At 54.8% G+C, this 16,204-nt stretch carries 20 protein-coding genes; 13 read left to right on the top strand and 7 right to left on the bottom strand.

The genetic code is table 11. The features are described from left to right. Positions 1-175: 175 nt before the first annotated feature. Positions 176-1,798, top strand: a complete 1,623-nt coding sequence (locus tag DAI21_RS02160; RefSeq protein ID WP_107702396.1) for an isovaleryl-CoA dehydrogenase — start codon at positions 176-178, stop codon at positions 1,796-1,798. On the opposite strand, the gene DAI21_RS02155 is transcribed toward DAI21_RS02160, so the two are convergent. The 3 genes from DAI21_RS02155 to bsmA form a co-directional block, all read right to left on the bottom strand. After that, positions 1,795-3,726 carry a methyl-accepting chemotaxis protein gene (locus DAI21_RS02155; protein WP_107702395.1) on the bottom strand — a complete coding sequence of 644 codons (1,932 nt, stop codon included), beginning with the start codon at positions 3,724-3,726 and terminating at the stop codon, positions 1,795-1,797. The two genes, DAI21_RS02160 and DAI21_RS02155, sit on opposite strands and share 4 nt — an antisense overlap. A gap of 172 nt (positions 3,727-3,898) precedes the next feature. Then, a complete protein-coding gene (gene yjfN / locus DAI21_RS02150) occupies positions 3,899-4,186 on the bottom strand; it encodes a DUF1471 family protease activator YjfN (protein ID WP_100777887.1) in 288 nt (95 codons plus the stop codon). 136 nt (positions 4,187-4,322) lie between these two features. Further along, complete coding sequence (gene bsmA / locus DAI21_RS02145) at positions 4,323-4,652, bottom strand: biofilm peroxide resistance protein BsmA (protein ID WP_100780773.1); 330 nt, start codon at positions 4,650-4,652, stop codon at positions 4,323-4,325. A 138-nt stretch (positions 4,653-4,790) separates the two neighbouring features. Between bsmA and yjfP the strand changes: the two genes are divergently transcribed. After that, positions 4,791-5,519 (top strand): esterase, encoded by a 729-nt coding sequence (yjfP, locus tag DAI21_RS02140; protein ID WP_107702394.1) that lies wholly within the window; start codon positions 4,791-4,793, stop codon positions 5,517-5,519. On the opposite strand, the gene ulaR is transcribed toward yjfP, so the two are convergent. Both ulaR and ulaG read right to left on the bottom strand, forming a co-directional pair. Continuing rightward, entirely contained in the window at positions 5,516-6,271 is a 756-nt protein-coding gene (gene ulaR / locus DAI21_RS02135; RefSeq protein ID WP_100777885.1) for an HTH-type transcriptional regulator UlaR, read from the bottom strand. The genes yjfP and ulaR overlap by 4 nt on opposite strands. A gap of 111 nt (positions 6,272-6,382) precedes the next feature. Continuing rightward, positions 6,383-7,447 (bottom strand): L-ascorbate 6-phosphate lactonase, encoded by a 1,065-nt coding sequence (gene ulaG, locus DAI21_RS02130; protein ID WP_107702393.1) that lies wholly within the window; start codon positions 7,445-7,447, stop codon positions 6,383-6,385. Positions 7,448-7,807: 360 nt separating this feature from the next. Between ulaG and ulaA the strand changes: the two genes are divergently transcribed. From ulaA to DAI21_RS02100, 6 genes are read left to right on the top strand one after another with little or no spacing between them, the layout of a single operon-like run. Beyond that, positions 7,808-9,205 carry a PTS ascorbate transporter subunit IIC gene (ulaA, locus tag DAI21_RS02125; RefSeq protein ID WP_107702392.1) on the top strand — a complete coding sequence of 466 codons (1,398 nt, stop codon included), beginning with the start codon at positions 7,808-7,810 and terminating at the stop codon, positions 9,203-9,205. A 15-nt stretch (positions 9,206-9,220) separates the two neighbouring features. After that, positions 9,221-9,526, top strand: coding sequence for a PTS ascorbate transporter subunit IIB (ulaB, locus tag DAI21_RS02120; protein WP_107702391.1), 306 nt, complete (start codon positions 9,221-9,223; stop codon positions 9,524-9,526). A 9-nt stretch (positions 9,527-9,535) separates the two neighbouring features. Further along, on the top strand, positions 9,536-10,003 hold the full coding sequence (gene ulaC / locus DAI21_RS02115; RefSeq protein ID WP_107702390.1) for a PTS ascorbate transporter subunit IIA: 468 nt from the start codon (positions 9,536-9,538) through the stop codon (positions 10,001-10,003). Between the two features lie 13 nt (positions 10,004-10,016). Continuing rightward, entirely contained in the window at positions 10,017-10,667 is a 651-nt protein-coding gene (gene ulaD, locus DAI21_RS02110; protein WP_100777880.1) for a 3-keto-L-gulonate-6-phosphate decarboxylase UlaD, read from the top strand. 9 nt (positions 10,668-10,676) lie between these two features. After that, on the top strand, positions 10,677-11,543 hold the full coding sequence (locus DAI21_RS02105) for an L-ribulose-5-phosphate 3-epimerase (RefSeq protein WP_107702389.1): 867 nt from the start codon (positions 10,677-10,679) through the stop codon (positions 11,541-11,543). Next, positions 11,530-12,216 (top strand): L-ribulose-5-phosphate 4-epimerase, encoded by a 687-nt coding sequence (locus DAI21_RS02100; protein ID WP_107702388.1) that lies wholly within the window; start codon positions 11,530-11,532, stop codon positions 12,214-12,216. Before DAI21_RS02105 ends, DAI21_RS02100 begins: the two co-directional genes overlap by 14 nt. A 78-nt stretch (positions 12,217-12,294) precedes the next feature. Here DAI21_RS02100 and yjfY read toward each other — a convergent pair whose 3' ends face one another. Next, positions 12,295-12,570: a DUF1471 family protein YjfY gene (gene yjfY / locus DAI21_RS02095; protein WP_100777877.1), complete on the bottom strand. Its 276-nt coding sequence runs from the start codon at positions 12,568-12,570 to the stop codon at positions 12,295-12,297. 342 nt (positions 12,571-12,912) lie between these two features. Here yjfY and rpsF point away from each other — a divergent pair, with 342 nt between their 5' ends. From rpsF to DAI21_RS02070, 5 genes are all read left to right on the top strand, one after another. Further along, on the top strand, positions 12,913-13,308 hold the full coding sequence (gene rpsF / locus DAI21_RS02090) for a 30S ribosomal protein S6 (protein ID WP_100777876.1): 396 nt from the start codon (positions 12,913-12,915) through the stop codon (positions 13,306-13,308). A 6-nt stretch (positions 13,309-13,314) separates the two neighbouring features. Next, a complete protein-coding gene (gene priB / locus DAI21_RS02085) occupies positions 13,315-13,629 on the top strand; it encodes a primosomal replication protein N (RefSeq protein ID WP_100777875.1) in 315 nt (104 codons plus the stop codon). 4 nt (positions 13,630-13,633) lie between these two features. Then, positions 13,634-13,861 carry a 30S ribosomal protein S18 gene (gene rpsR / locus DAI21_RS02080; protein WP_000135199.1) on the top strand — a complete coding sequence of 76 codons (228 nt, stop codon included), beginning with the start codon at positions 13,634-13,636 and terminating at the stop codon, positions 13,859-13,861. A 41-nt stretch (positions 13,862-13,902) separates the two neighbouring features. Next, a complete protein-coding gene (gene rplI, locus DAI21_RS02075) occupies positions 13,903-14,352 on the top strand; it encodes a 50S ribosomal protein L9 (RefSeq protein ID WP_059179941.1) in 450 nt (149 codons plus the stop codon). Positions 14,353-14,503: 151 nt separating this feature from the next. After that, positions 14,504-15,439, top strand: a complete 936-nt coding sequence (locus tag DAI21_RS02070) for a DMT family transporter (RefSeq protein WP_107702387.1) — start codon at positions 14,504-14,506, stop codon at positions 15,437-15,439. Positions 15,440-15,473: 34 nt separating this feature from the next. Here DAI21_RS02070 and DAI21_RS02065 read toward each other — a convergent pair whose 3' ends face one another. Further along, positions 15,474-16,118 (bottom strand): OapA family protein, encoded by a 645-nt coding sequence (locus DAI21_RS02065; RefSeq protein ID WP_107702386.1) that lies wholly within the window; start codon positions 16,116-16,118, stop codon positions 15,474-15,476. Between the last annotated feature and the right edge of the window lie 86 nt (positions 16,119-16,204).

The raw sequence follows: 16,204 nt of genomic DNA, 5'->3' as shown, positions 1-16,204 counted from the left end.
AAGATGAGAATAAATTATTCAACAGAATGGCCGGCGTGAAATAGTTTATTCTTATATTGTGTGACCTGTTTCACGAATGATTTCAATCAGATCGTCGCCTTGTGACCCGACTCCCATGCAGCCGTTGTGCAGTCTGTCCATACTTACCTTCATTGCCATTGAAGGAGGGAGACATATGCACTGGCAGACACACACGGTTTTCAATCAGCCTGTACCCCTGTCGAACAGCAATCTGTTTCTGTCCGATTGCGCGCTGCGTGAGGCGGTGGCACGCGAAGGGGCGGAATGGGACAGCGAATTTCTCGCCAGCATCGGCCAGCAGCTCGGAACGGCGGAGTCGCTGGAGTTGGGTCGCCTCGCAAACGCCAATCCGCCAGAACTGTTACGTTACGATCCGCGCGGAGAGCGGCTGGACGATGTACGCTTCCATCCTGCGTGGCATCTGCTGATGCAGGGGCTATGCGCTAATCGGGTCCACAATCTGGCGTGGGAGGAGGAGGTGCGTAAAGGGGCGTTTGTCGCCCGCGCCGCGCGGTTTGTGCTCCACGCTCAGGTTGAGGCCGGAACGCTTTGCCCCATCACCATGACCTTCGCCGCCACGCCGTTACTCCAGCAATCCCTTCCCAAACCCTTCCACGACTGGCTCTCGCCGCTGTTGAGCGATCGCTACGACCCGCATCTGGCGTCCGGCGCGCAAAAGCGTGGGCTGCTTATCGGTATGGGAATGACCGAAAAGCAGGGCGGGTCCGATGTGCTGAGCAACACCACGCGGGCAGAGAAGTGCAGCGACGGCAGCTATCGGCTGATAGGACATAAATGGTTTTTCTCTGTGCCGCAAAGCGATGCCCATCTGGTGCTGGCTCAGGCTCACGGTGGGCTGTCGTGCTTTTTTGTTCCGCGCATTCTGCCTGACGGGCAGCGCAACGCCGTCCGGCTGGAACGCCTGAAAGACAAGCTCGGTAACCGGTCGAACGCCAGCAGTGAGGTCGAGTTTATGAACGCCTCCGGTTGGCTATTAGGCGAAGAAGGTGAGGGTGTGCGCCAGATCCTGAAGATGGGCGGTCTGACGCGCTTTGACTGTGCGCTGGGCAGCCACGGGCTGATGCGCCGCGCGCTCTCGGTCGCGTTGTATCATGCCCATCAGCGGCAGACGTTTGGCAAAAACCTTATCGACCAGCCACTGATGCGCGATGTGCTGAGCCGGATGGCGCTGCAGCTCGAAGGGCAAACGGCGCTGCTGTTCCGCCTGGCGCGCGCCTGGGATCGTCGGGAAGATCCGCAAGAATCTGCATGGGCGCGGCTCTTTACGCCCGCAGCGAAATTCAGCGTGTGCAAAGGCGGAATTCCCTTTGTCGCCGAGGCGATGGAAGTGCTGGGCGGTGCCGGGTATTGCGAAGAGGGCGAATTGCCGCGCCTGTACCGCGAAATGCCGGTGAACAGCATCTGGGAAGGGTCGGGCAACATCATGTGTCTGGATGTCCTGCGGGTGCTGACGAAACATTCGGGCATTGTTGATGTGCTGCACGAAGACTTCGCGCAGGTGAAAGGTCAGGATCGTCATTTTGATCGTGGCTGGCGGCAGCTGCAGCAAAAACTGCGTAAACCGCAGGAGGCTCAGGGCCGGGAAATTACCCAGCAGCTCTTTTTGCTGGGCGCCGGGGCGCAGATGTTGCGACATGCCTCGCCGCCGGTGGCACAAGCCTGGTGTCGCATGATGCTGGATCCCCGCGGCGGCTCGCTGCTGAGCGAACAGGTGCAAAACGAACTGCTGCTGCGCGCCACGGGGCGAGTCGGTTAACCCTTCAGGCGGAACAGGCTTACCAGCTCGGTCAGGTGTGAGCCTTTCTCGCGCAGCGTGTGTGCGGTTTGCTCGCTGCGCGATACGCGGTCGGCGTTAATATGTGTCGCTTCGCCGATGTGGGTCATCGCCAGATTGACCTGACGGATCCCCGCCGACTGCTCGTGCGAGGCGTGGTTAATCTCCGTCACCAACTGGTTGATGTTATCGATATGCACGATGATCGAGTCCATCGCCTGCCGGGTTTGCTCGGACAGCTGGTGGCCTTCGCTTACCTTTTTCAGCGTGTCGCCGATAAGCTGCTCGATCTCTTTAACGGCGTTTGCACTGCGCGCGGCCAGCGCCCGGACCTCCTGCGCCACCACCGCAAAACCTTTGCCGTGTTCACCGGCGCGCGCGGCTTCTACTGCAGCGTTCAGCGCCAGAATATTGGTCTGGAACGCGATGGACTCAATCACGCGGGTGATATCTTCGATACGTTTCGATGCGTCGCGAATATCATCCATGGTGGCGACAGCGTTACCGACCGTTTCCCCGCCGTGATGAACAGCGCGCGATGTTTCCCGCACCAGCTGCTGCGTTTGTTCCATGTTCGCCGCATTTTGCTGCACGGTGGCGGCCAGTTGATCCATGCTCGCGGAGGTTTCTTCAACGCTGCTGGCCTGCTTGTTGATCTGCCCGGAAATTTCGCCCGCATCGGCTGCCAGTGCGTTGGTGCCAAGGTGAATCTCACCTGCGGCTTCGCGCACTTGGTGCACGATTTGCTGAAGCCCGCCGCCGATGCCGTTAATCGCGCCGATCAGTTGCCCCACTTCATCCTGACGGCTGACGGGCAGTTCGGCGCGCAGATCGCCTGCGGCGTACTGGCGGGCAAGGTGAATCACATCGCGCAGAGGGCGGGTTAACCAGCGGCGAATGATAATGACAAACGCGGCAGCGAAAAGCGCCGAGAGCACGACGCCTGCCAGCAGGAAGCGGTCACGTAAGGCGTTGACGTTCGCCAGCAGTGCGGATTTATCCACTTCACCGACAATCGTCCAGTTCCAGCCCGGCAGCGGCGTATAGGCTATTTTCAGCGTGCGGCCATCGTCGCTGATGCGCTCGACGGTGCCCTCTTTTCCGCTCAGCAGTTGCTGCTGGAGTGCGCTATCCCATTTTGGCAGTTGGCCCTCTTCGCTGGCGTGGAACAGATACTGCCCGCGTGTTTTGCCGTTGCTGCGATCCAGGACGTAAAAGTGACCGCTGTCGCCCAGGCGGCGATTGAGAATTTTATCGCGCATTACGTTCCAGGAATGGCTGATATCTACGCCGACAAACACGATCGCAATCACCTGACCGCTCGCATCTTTAACCGGCTGGTACTGCGTGATGTAGCGCTTGCCAAACAGCAGGGCCAGGCCACGATAGACGTCGCCTTTGGTGACGGCGTTGAAGGCGGCGCTGGAGTTGTCCAGCACGGTACCGCTCGCACGTTCACCGTTCTCTTTGCGCAGGGAGGTTGCTACGCGTACAAAATCGTTGCCGCTGCGGACAAACAAGGTTGAGATCGCGCCGGTACGACTCAGAAAGTCGTCGGAGAAGCTGTTGTTTTCATGCAGTTCGGTATCGCCGCCTTTCAGCAAGGGGGCGTTCTGGCCATTGATGGCGCGTAGCTGACCGGGATCGATGCTGAGCGGCTGGGGCAGAAAGGTGCCGAAAAGTTTAGTGTAACTCTCAACTTCTTCACTCAGGCTGGTATTAAACATCTGCACCATATCCACGATGCCGGTGGACTGGTTATGAAGATCTTCCACCGCCAGTGCTTCCAGCTGTTGGCTGGCTTTATGACTCAGAAGAAAAGTGAACAGCAGAAAGAGCGTTGCGACACTCACGCCGGTAAGTAACGATAGCTTTGCGCCAAGGCCTGAACGGCGGAAAAAGTTGATCATAAATTGCTCATTGTTGAAAAGGTATGGCAGTTCAACGGCAGAGCGGCGCTAACATTTATCAACTTTATGTAACAGAATGTTACATTGATGTCTCTGTTTGGTAGCGTTAAAGATAATGGATTGGTAAAAATACAAAAGCCACTAAAATTAAGTGGCTTTTATCGGGGGCGTGTCAGGCGTAAAGAATGGCTTGTACTCGCCACTGGTCGGCGTATCGGTCTTCCTGCATCTGGACAATGCGATACCACGAAGCACCCTGCTCATCCGCTTTAAATGCAATCACACGTTCCACGTCTTGCGGGCTCCCTGAAATGTTATTCACGGAGATCAGGCCAATTTCATTTAAGCCTGTGACACAATCAGCGCTGGCAAATTCGGCTGACTGCGCGGTTGTGCTCATCAGCCCCGCTGAGAGCAGCAGTGAGGTCAAAGCAAGAGATCGTTTCATTGTCAGCTCCATTTCACATGTCTCCGGTATCCGCCGGGCAATCCTTCGCAAATAAACTCACTTCCATTGTCACAGGCATGGAGTTTATTGTGGACAGGAAAACGTCTATGGACGCAAAGCAGTGTAAATGTCGTTTAAATCCTGACAGTTATTTGCGATACAAAATGGCTTGCGAGTACCACTGTCCGGTAATAATGGTTTCATCCACCATAATAATGACGTAGTAATCTGCTTTTGCGGCGACAGCTTTCGCTTTTATTGCATCCTCCGCATCCGCCGGTGAGCCACGAACCAGCACACTGACGGTACCCATACGTTGTAATCCTTCGGTCTGATTACGACGAATTTCCTGAGGATAACTGGTGGCGGCCGGGGCGGGCTGTGGTGTTCCTTCCAGCACGCTACAGCTTGTTAACAGCAGCACCAGCAATAAAGCAGCGAACCTGCGCATAACCATATCTCGTTTCCTGATAGCCATAGTGTAGATGTCTGCGAATTTCATTTTGGGGGAATGTTCCCAAACTGTTATCTGTGACGTCATTTTCGAATGAAAATATCGTGAAAGCGTAATCCAGTTCTCAAGATTATGAATCACCCATTAGAAAGAGGATCGACGATGATTGAACTTAAGACACAGCGGCTCGGCGACCATGAAATTTTACACGCTTTCCCGGCGGGATTAAGTGAACAACCTTTACCCGTTATTATTTTTTATCATGGGTTTACCTCATCAAAACTGGTTTACAGCTATTTTGCCGTCGCGCTGGCGCAGGCGGGTTTTCGCGTGGTGATGCCGGATGCACCCGGGCATGGGGCGCGTTTCACAGGTGATGAACAGGCGCGGTTAGGGCAGTTCTGGCAAATATTACACGGCAGTTTGACGGAGTTCGCTGGTCTTCGCGATGCGCTTTATGCGGCGGGGCTGGTGGCCGATGAACGTCTTGCCGTCGCGGGAGCGTCGATGGGCGGCATGACCGCGCTGGGCATTATGGCGCGCCACTCGGAGGTAAAATGCGTAGCGAGCCTGATGGGGTCGGGATACTTTACCTCTCTGTCGCAGACCCTCTTTCCGCCACAGGCACAGGACGTTGAAAGCGTTCTGGCAACTCTCGAGGAGTGGGACGTGACACACGCCTTACCGCGTCTGGCAGACCGCCCTCTGCTGCTCTGGCACGGCGAAGCAGACGATATTGTGCCTGCCGCCGAGACATTCCGTTTACAGCAGGCGTTGTTGCGTGAGGGGCTGAATAAAAACCTGACCTGCCTGTGGGAAGCCGGTGTGGGGCATCGCATCACGCCCACGGCGCTGGATGCCACGACCGGTTTTTTCCAAAAACATCTCTAAACGCGAAGGATGGTGACACCCAGATCCTCCAGTTTTTGCAGGATCTGAGGGTTAGCGTTTTTGCCGGTGATCACCATGTCGATCTGTTCTGCCCGGCTGAACAGCATGCCGGCGCGCTCGCCCACTTTGCTGCTGTCGACCAGTACCACCAGTTTTCCGACAACGTTTAGCATATTCTGCTCCGCCATCGCCGTCAGCATATCGGTTTTGTACAGCCCGTCGGCAGTCAGGCCCTTACCGCTGGTAAACATCCAGTGCCCGGCATACAGGCTGTTTTCGCTGTCCTGTGGACTGAGGGTGATGGACTGACTCTTGTTGTACTGGCCGCCCATGATCACTACGCTTTCATGCTCCTGGTCGATCAGGTAATTGGCCAGCGGCAGATAGTTCGTGATGATTTGCACCGGTTTCCCGCACATCTCGCGGCCCAGTAAAAAGGCCGTGGAGCCGCAGTTGATCACCACGCTTTCCCCCGGATTCACCAGCTGCGAAGCCGCCCGCGCAATACGCACTTTTTCATCATGATTCTGCGCCTGATGGATATTCATCGGCGTCCAGCGCGGGCGCTGCTGGCTGATCGCCTCGGCACCGTTGCGCACTTTTTTGAGCTTCCCGCTCTCATCCAGTTTGTTGATATCACGCCGCGCCGTGGCTGGGGAGATCGCCAGGCGATCAATCACTTGTTCGACGGTGACAAAGCCGGTTTGCGCCAGGAGTTCCAGTAAAATTTGATGCCGTTGCGCTTCCGTCATGAGCTATTCCGAAATAAATTGATTTTAAAAGATGATATTTGAAATAGCCTGAAAATACTAAGCAAATGAGAGAATTGCCAGGCGACTCGCCTGGCAACCTGAGTTCCGCCACTACAGGAACGATTTGAACGGCAGATCGGGTTCTATCGTGAAGCAGTCATCGAAACCACGCGGGTAGTGGTATTCGAAGTTATCTTTGTCTAGCGGCCAGGTAAATTTGCCGCCGACCTGCCAGATAAACGGCTTGAAGCCATACTTCAGACGATCTTTTTTCATTTCCCACAGGACGCGGATCTCCTGTGGATCGGCCTGGAAGTTTGACCAGATATCGTGGTGGAATGGGATCACGACTTTGGTGTTGAGCGCTTCCGCCATGCGCAGCATATCGGCGCTGGTCATTTTGTCGGTGATACCGCGCGGGTTTTCCCCGTACGATCCCAGCGCTACGTCGATGTGATGCTCGTTGCCGTGCTTCGCATAGTAGTTGGAGTAGTGCGAATCGCCGCTGTGATAGAGCGATCCACCAGGCGTTTTGAACAGGTAGTTCACCGCGCGCTCGTCCATGCCGTCCGGCAGCACGCCAGCCGCTTTTTGGTCGGCAGGCAGAGTAATCAATGCGGTACGGTCAAAGGCGTCGAGGGCATGGATCTCAATGTCTTTGATTTTCACCACGTCGCCGGGCTTCATCACGATGCAGCGCTCTTTTGGCACGCCCCAGCCCATCCACAGATCCACGCAGGTTTGTGGCCCAATAAAGGGCACATCGTCGGCGCAGTTTTGCATGACCGCTGCTGCTACGTTCACGTCGATATGATCGTTGTGATCGTGGGTTGAGAGCACGGCATCGATCTGACGAATCGCGAACGGATCCAGCACAAACGGCGTGGTGCGCAGGTTCGGCTGCAGTTTTTTGACGCCAGCCATGCGCTGCATCTGATGGCCTGCTTTCATCAGCGGATTGCCATGGCTCTGCTTGCCCGTCCCGCACCAGAAATCGACACAGATGTTTGCGCCGCCCTCCGATTTCAGCCAAATCCCGGTGCAACCCAGCCACCACATTGCAAAGGTGCCCGGTGCGACCTGTTCCTGTTCGATCTCTTCATTCAGCCAGCTACCCCATTCCGGGAAAGTGCTCAGAATCCATGATTCGCGGGTGATGGATTTTACTTTACTCATCGTTTGACTCCCTGTTTCAATCATAATTAATCACAATGTGACGTGTTGTGATTTATGTTGTCACCATTAAATCAGCTTTGCAATGGTGATTTTACTGATTGATGGATCGGACATGGATGCCTGGCGCGAGCGTGCAAACAGGGTTAATTGTTAGCTTGTTGAGTTAATCATATAAATTTAAAGAAAAAACTGGTGATGGTGAATGCTGAATGAAAATCACTATAAAGTGCAGGGAAATAATTTGCGTGACGCGTCACAAATAATCAAATTCAATCTTGTGGTGATTATTTGTGATTACTAGAGTGAGGGCACTTCTTGTACGCAGTTTAACCTTCGTACCCTCACTTTCTGGAGTGTGTTATGGAAATCCTCTACAGCGTCTTTACCGTTTTCTTCAACCAGGTAATGACCAATGCGCCGCTGTTGTTGGGTATTGTGACCTGCCTCGGCTATATCCTGTTACGCAAAAGCGCGAGCGTAATTGTTAAAGGCACCATCAAAACGATTATCGGGTTTATGTTGCTGCAGGCAGGGTCAGGCATATTAACCAGCACGTTCAAGCCTGTTGTCGCCAAAATGTCGGAAGTTTACGGCATTAACGGTGCTATCTCTGACACCTATGCCTCGATGATGGCGACCATTGAACGCATGGGCGAGGCTTACAGTTGGGTGGGGTATGCGGTGCTGCTTGCGTTGGCGTTGAACATTACGTTCGTCCTGCTGCGGCGTATTACCGGCATTCGCACCATCATGCTCACCGGCCACATCATGTTCCAGCAGGCGGGTCTGATTGCCGTCTTCTTCTATATCTTCGGCTACCCGATGTGGACCACCATTATCTGCACCGCAGTGCTGGTGTCGCTCTACTGGGGTATCACCTCCAACATGATGTACAAACCGACGCAGGAAGTGACCGACGGCTGCGGTTTCTCGATTGGTCACCAGCAGCAGTTTGCCTCCTGGATTGCGTATAAAGTTGCGCCGTACCTCGGTAAGAAAGAGGAGAGCGTTGAAGATCTCAAACTGCCCGGCTGGCTGAATATCTTCCACGACAATATTGTCTCCACTGCCATCGTCATGACCCTCTTTTTTGGCGCGATCCTGCTCTCCTTCGGCATTGACGTTGTGCAGGCGATGGCCGGCAAAACCCACTGGACTATCTACATTCTGCAAACAGGCTTCCAGTTCGCGGTGGCGATTTTCATCATCACCCAGGGCGTGCGCATGTTTGTGGCTGAACTTTCCGAAGCCTTCAACGGTATCTCTCAGCGCCTGATCCCCGGTGCCGTTCTGGCGATCGACTGTGCGGCAATCTATAGCTTTGCGCCGAACGCCGTGGTGTGGGGCTTTATGTGGGGCACCATCGGCCAGCTGATTGCCGTGGGCATTCTGGTTGGCTGCGGCTCCTCCATTCTGATCATTCCCGGCTTTATCCCGATGTTCTTCTCTAACGCCACCATCGGCGTGTTTGCTAACCACTTCGGCGGCTGGCGCGCGGCGCTGAAGATTTGTCTGGTGATGGGGATGATCGAAATCTTCGGCTGCGTATGGGCGGTCAAACTGACCGGCATGAGCGCCTGGATGGGCATGGCCGACTGGTCGATTCTGGCGCCGCCGATGATGCAGGGCTTCGCCTCCATCGGGCTCGCGTTTATGGCCATCATTATCCTGATTGCACTGGTTTATATGGTCTTCGCCGGACGCGCACTTCGCGCTGAAGAAGACGCAGAGAAACAACTGGCAGAGCAGTCTGCTTAATAAGGAGTTTTGATTATGACCGTACGTATTCTGGCAGTGTGTGGTAACGGACAGGGCAGCTCCATGATCATGAAAATGAAAGTGGACCAGTTTCTCACCGGGCAGGGCGTTGATCATTCGGTAAATAGCTGTGCCGTGGGCGAATACAAAAGCGAGCTGAACGGGGCGGATGTGATTATTGCCTCCACGCATATTGCAGGGGAGATCACGGTGACGGGCAATAAGTATGTGGTGGGCGTGCGCAACATGCTCTCGGCTGCCGATTTTGGTCCGAAGCTGATGGAGGTCATCAAAGCGCACTTCCCTGGCGATATCAAATAAGGACGCGTCATGAAATTACGAGATTCGCTGGCGGAAAATCATTCCATCCTGCTTCAGGCCGAGGCCAGCACCTGGCAGGACGCCGTCAAACTGGGCGTCGATTTGCTGGTTAACGCCGATGTGGTTGAGCCGCGCTATTACCAGGCCATCCTCGACGGCGTGGCGCAGCACGGCCCGTACTTTGTTATCGCACCGGGTCTTGCCATGCCGCATGGCCGCCCGGAAGAGGGCATTAAAAAAACCGGCTTTGCGCTGGTGACGCTGAAGTCGCCGCTGGTGTTTAACCATGAGGATAACGACCCGGTCGATATCCTGATCACCCTGGCGGCAGTCGATGCGACGACTCACCAGGAGGTGGGCATCATGCAGATCGTTAACCTGTTTGATGATGAAGCCAATTTCGACCGTTTACGCGCCTGCCGTACCGAGCAGGAAGTGCTGGAATTAATCGATCACGCCACTGCGGCGGCAGTTTAAGAGGGAATTGAAAATGTCATTACCGATGTTGCAGGTCGCACTGGATAACCAAACGATGGCCCATGCGTATGAAACCACGCGTCTGATTGCTGAAGAGGTGGACATCATCGAAGTCGGCACCATTCTCTGCGTCGGGGAAGGTGTTCGCGCCGTCCGTGACCTGAAAGCGCTATACCCGCATAAAATCGTGCTGGCCGACGCCAAGATCGCTGACGCCGGGAAAATTCTCTCCCGCATGTGTTTTGAAGCGAACGCAGACTGGGTGACGGTGATCTGCTGTGCCGATATCAACACCACCAAAGGCGCGCTGGAAGTGGCAAACGAATTCAATGGCGATGTGCAGATTGAGCTGACGGGCTACTGGACCTGGGAGCAGGCGCAAGAGTGGCGTGATGCGGGCATTCAGCAGGTGGTGTATCACCGCAGCCGCGACGCGCAGGCCGCAGGTGTCGCCTGGGGCGACGCGGATATCAGCGCAATTAAACGTCTTTCGGAGATGGGCTTCAAAGTGACGGTGACCGGCGGCCTGGCACTGGAGGATTTACCGCTGTTTAAAGGCATTCCGATTCACGTCTTTATCGCCGGGCGCAGCATTCGTGATGCGGTTTCACCGGTAGAGGCTGCGCGTCAGTTTAAACGCTCCATCGCCCAGCTGTGGGGATAAGGAGCGGATATGTTATCGAAACAGGTCCCGCTCGGGATCTACGAAAAAGCACTCCCTGCCGGGGAGTGCTGGCGGGAGCGCCTGCAACTGGCGCGTCAGCTGGGGTTCGATTTTATCGAAATGTCGGTGGATGAGACCGATCTTCGTCTCGCGCGTCTCGACTGGAGCCGTGAACAGCGGCTGGCGCTGGTCAACGCGGTAGCGGAAACGGGCGTGCGGGTGCCGTCAATGTGCTTAAGTGCGCACCGACGTTTTCCGCTCGGCAGCGAAGATGACCAGATTCGCGCCCAGGGGCTGGAGATCATGCGTAAAGCCATCACTTTCGCGCAGGATGTCGGGATTCGCGTCATCCAGCTGGCGGGCTATGACGTCTATTATCAGGAGGCCAATGACGAAACGCGGCGTCGCTTTCGTGAGGGGCTGAAGCAAAGCGTAGAAATGGCCAGCCGTGCCCAAGTGACGCTGGCGATGGAGATCATGGATTACCCGCTGATGAACTCCATCAGCAAAGCGCTGGGCTACGCGCACTATCTCAATAATCCGTGGTTCCAGATCTATCCTGATATCGGCAATCTCTCGGCGTGGGATAACGACGTACAAATGGAGTTGCAGGCAGGTTGCGGGCATATCGTGGCTGTTCACGTCAAAGACACACGCCCCGGCGTATTCAAAAACGTACCGTTCGGCACCGGGGTGGTGGATTTCGAACAGTGCTTCCGGACACTCAAACAGAGCGGTTATTGCGGGCCTTATTTGATTGAGATGTGGAGCGAAACGGCAGACGACCCACTAGCTGAAGTGGCGAAAGCGCGCGACTGGGTTTGCGAGCGTATGGCGCGGGCGGGATTGCGGGAGGCGGCTCATGCAACAGCTTAAACAGCAGGTCTATGACGCGAATATGGATTTGCCGCGCTACGGCCTGGTGACATTCACCTGGGGCAACGTGAGTGCTATCGACCGCGTGCGCGGGCGGGTGGTCATCAAACCAAGCGGGGTGGCGTATGACGTTATGCAGCCAGAGGATATGGTGGTAGTGGATCTTGAGGGTAACGTAATTGAGGGGAAATGGAACCCTTCCTCGGATACGGCAACTCATCTGGCGCTGTACCGCCGCTATCCGACGCTCGGCGGTGTGGTGCATACCCACTCTACCCATGCGACAGCCTGGGCGCAGGCCGGGCTCGCTATCCCGGCACTCGGTACCACGCACGCAGACTATTTCTTCGGTGATATTCCCTGTACCCGGCCATTAACCGAAGCAGAAGTACAGGGTGAATATGAGTTGAATACGGGCAAGGTCATCATCGAGACGATCGGCGAGTGCGAGCCGCTGCATACGCCGGGGATTGTCGTCTGGCAGCACGGCCCGTTTGCGTGGGGCAAAAATGCTCACGAGGCGGTGCACAACGCGGTAGTGCTGGAAGAGGTGGCGAAGATGGCGTGGATTGCGCGCGGAATCAATCCGCAGCTACAGCCCATTGATCGCTATTTGATGAACAAGCACTATCTGCGCAAGCATGGCCCTGATGCTTATTACGGGCAGAAATAAAAAAAGCCCCCGGGCAGGGGGCAAGTCAAACTATGGCTATGTTCTCGTTTTGGCTTTCCTGGTGCTAGCGTCAAAGTCTTATCGATAGATATCTGCGCTTGCATGCATATTGCCGTTGCTACCGGGCTCACGGGTCAAAATGACGTGGTAGTACTTTGCGCCCGATGCATCAGTCTCTTCATTCAGCGCCTGATCTGCTTCACTTTCGGTGGCGAAGTTATGGTTTATGTAAATTACGCCTAAGCTCTGCACATCATCCATATTTCTGGCCTGTCGACCGTCGATCTTGATGGCTGCCATCGCGTTTGCACTGAGCAAAAGCGCAGCCAGAATGGCTATTACGATTTTTTTCATGATATGCGCTCCACGACTGCGTGCTGTGTGACGGTTTTCCTCTCCTTATTCGCCTGGGATAGGGTCTGATTAAAGTGTAATCGCTAATAGTGTGGGGAATGGCGACCATTTCTGATGCTGTTGTTCAAAAAAGTAGCGCTTTCCGATGTGTCTAATTTTAAATCATCCACTTAGGCCAGCTTTACGCTTTGTGCGAATTATTTGTGCAATCAGCTTGAGTTTATGGGGGTTCGCAATTAGAATGACGCGTCAATTTTTCGGCCGCCCTTTAACACGTTCCTTGCCTCCATGGGCCGCGGCTGACCCAGACAGGAGGCTGAATAATCCGTAAGGAGCAATTCGATGCGTCATTACGAAATCGTTTTTATGGTCCATCCTGACCAGAGCGAACAGGTTCCGGGTATGATCGAACGTTACACTGGTGCAATCACTGCAGCAGAAGGTACGATCCACCGTCTGGAAGACTGGGGCCGCCGTCAGCTGGCTTACCCGATCAACAAACTGCACAAAGCTCACTACGTTCTGCTGAACGTTGAAGCTCCGCAGGAAGTGATCGATGAGCTGGAAACTAACTTCCGCTTCAACGACGCCGTTATCCGCAGCATGGTAATGCGTACTAAGAACGCAGTTACCGAAGCATCTCCGATGGTTAAAGCGAAAGACGAGCGCCGTGAGCGTCGCGATGATTTCGCAAACGAAACCGCAGATGATTCTGATGCTGGGGATTCTGAAGAGTAATTTCTGATGACCAACCGTCTGGTGTTGTCCGGTACCGTGTGCAGGACCCCCCTTCGTAAGGTCAGCCCATCAGGAATTCCTCATTGCCAGTTCGTGCTTGAGCATCGTTCTGTGCAGGAGGAAGCCGGGTTTCACCGGCAGGCGTGGTGCCAAATGCCCGTTATTATTAGCGGACACGAAAACCAGGCCATTACTCACAGTATAACGGTCGGCTGTGCAGTCACCGTTCAGGGGTTCATCTCTTGCCACAAGGCAAAGAACGGCCTGAGCAAAATGGTTCTGCATGCCGAGCAGATTGATTTGATAGATTCTGGAGACTAGCCATATGGCACGTTATTTCCGTCGTCGCAAGTTCTGCCGTTTCACCGCGGAAGGCGTTCAAGAGATCGACTATAAAGATATCGCAACGCTGAAAAACTACATCACCGAAAGCGGTAAGATTGTCCCAAGCCGTATCACCGGTACTCGTGCAAAATATCAGCGTCAGCTGGCTCGCGCTATCAAACGCGCTCGCTACCTGTCCCTGCTGCCGTACACTGATCGTCATCAGTAATCGGGCACGGTCCATTAATACGACTTTAAGAGGATAAGGTAATGCAAGTTATTCTGCTTGATAAAGTAGCAAACCTGGGCAGCCTGGGTGATCAGGTTAACGTTAAAGCGGGTTACGCACGTAACTTCCTGGTTCCACAGGGTAAAGCTGTTCCAGCTACTAAGAAAAACGTTGAGTTTTTCGAAGCACGTCGTGCTGAACTGGAAGCCAAACTGGCTGACGTTCTGGCGGCTGCTAACGCTCGTGCTGAAGCAATCAATGCACTGGGCACCGTTACCATCGCGTCTAAATCTGGCGACGAAGGTAAACTGTTCGGTTCTATCGGTACCCGCGACATCGCTGACGCTGTAACTGCAGCTGGCGTTGAAGTGGCTAAGAGCGAAGTTCGCATGCCGAACGGCGTTCTGCGTACCACTGGTGAGCACGAAGTGGACTTCCAGGTTCACAGCGAAGTGTTCGCTAAACTGGTTGTTAACGTTGTAGCTGAGTAATTTTTTACTTAGTTAGCGTCTAAGCGCCGGCCTTGTGCCGGCGTTTTGTTTTTTAGCCCCGCCAGAATCACACCTCTCAACTTGTATGGTAGCTATTCCCGTCGCAATCCCTGATAATAATTGAAACGCTATTTTATCTTTGAGATTTGCTATGGACGCCTCTCAGCCCGTATCCCTGTTTGCCCGTAAGAATATCGCCTACGCCAGCGCCACGCTCTGCTGCCTGCTGTGGGGAAGCTCATATCCGGCGATCAAAAGTGGTTACGAACTTTTTCAGATTGCCACCGACGATATTCCGTCGAAAGTGGTCTTTGCCGGTTACCGTTTTCTCTTTGCAGGCCTGCTACTGCTGTTGTTTGCCCTCGCGCAACGCAAACCTATCGCCCGACTCACGCCACGGCAGTTTGGGCAGCTTACGCTGCTGGGCCTGACACAAACGTCAATCCAGTACGTTTTCTTCTATGTGGGCCTTGCGTACACGACCGGCGTGAAAGGGTCGATCATGAATGCGACCGGAACCTTCTTCAGCGTACTGCTCGCGCACTTTATTTATCAAAACGACAAGCTCAGCTATAACAAAACCATTGGCTGTATTCTGGGCTTTGCGGGCGTGATGCTGGTGAATTTCAACAGCGGATTACTGGATTTTCACTTTGTCTGGAACGGCGATGGTTTTGTGGTGCTGGCGGCGCTCATCCTCTCGGCAGCCACGCTGTACGGGAAACGTATTTCGCAAACCGTCGATCCCACGGTAATGACCGGGTGGCAACTGGCCATTGGCGGGCTGGTGCTGGTGGTAGGGGGCTACTCGACGGGTGGGCGGCTGGAAGTGCACAGCACGGCTGCGGTGGCCGTTCTCGGCTATTTGACGCTGCTCTCGTCCGTGGCCTTTGCCCTGTGGAGTATGCTGCTCAAAGTAAACCGCGTCAGCATGATAGCCCCCTTCAACTTTGTCATTCCCGTTGCCGGTACTGTGCTGTCCGCCATTTTCCTCGGGGAAAACATTCTGGAGATCAAATACGCTATCGCGCTGGTGCTGGTCTGTTCGGGGATCTGGTGGGTGAATAAGGTGAAAAAAACCGCCTGATATGAACGCCCGGCCAGTGTGACCGGGCTTTCGGTTACTTCACGCGGATAAAGCTGCCGTTTGGCTCACGCATAAACAGCACCTGCTGGCCGCTGCCGGTATCAATCGTCAGCCCTGTCACCACGCCGCTGGCGTTCTGGCGAATCTGTACCATCTGGCCATTCTGCAAATTACTCAGGGGTTTTCCTTCGCCTTCTACCTGCGCCATGGCGTACACATCAGTCGGTGGCAGATTATGGTCGCGGAAGAGCTGCGCCATGGTTTTACCCGGCTCGACGCGATAGGAGCGCCACTGCTGTTCAATACCGGTGGGTTGCTGCGCCTGCGACTGAACAGGCGCTGCGGCTTGTTCCTGCGGCTGCTCTTCCTGAATCGGTTCCGGGGAGACCGGCGCCACCTGGCCTGAATCGTTTGACGGCGTGACCAGCTGTGTTTGCATCGGCTGTTGATCGGGCTGTGGCCGCGACTGCGACTGAATATCTAACTGCGCATTACGCGTGACAGGCTGCGTATCGCTGCTGTCATCGCCAGAAGGAAGCAGGAACCCAATCACCACCACCAGGGCGGCAATAATGATGCCTCTGCGATGGAAGGGCGGCAGCGGATCCATGATGCGAAAGTTGTCCGGCGCATGCCAGATTTTCGCCAGGGTAGGTTTCAGTTCAAATCGCCCGGGCATGGCTCTCCTCCTGCTCCGCATCATTATAATCCTGTCCTGAGAAGTATAGTCTGCTAACTGCCTGAATGGCGTAGTAAACCCGACTC

The organism is Lelliottia sp. WB101 (assembly GCF_003051885.1).
GTDB classification, from domain to species: domain Bacteria; phylum Pseudomonadota; class Gammaproteobacteria; order Enterobacterales; family Enterobacteriaceae; genus Enterobacter; species Enterobacter nimipressuralis.
This window is presented reverse-complemented; position numbering and strand designations above follow the sequence as displayed.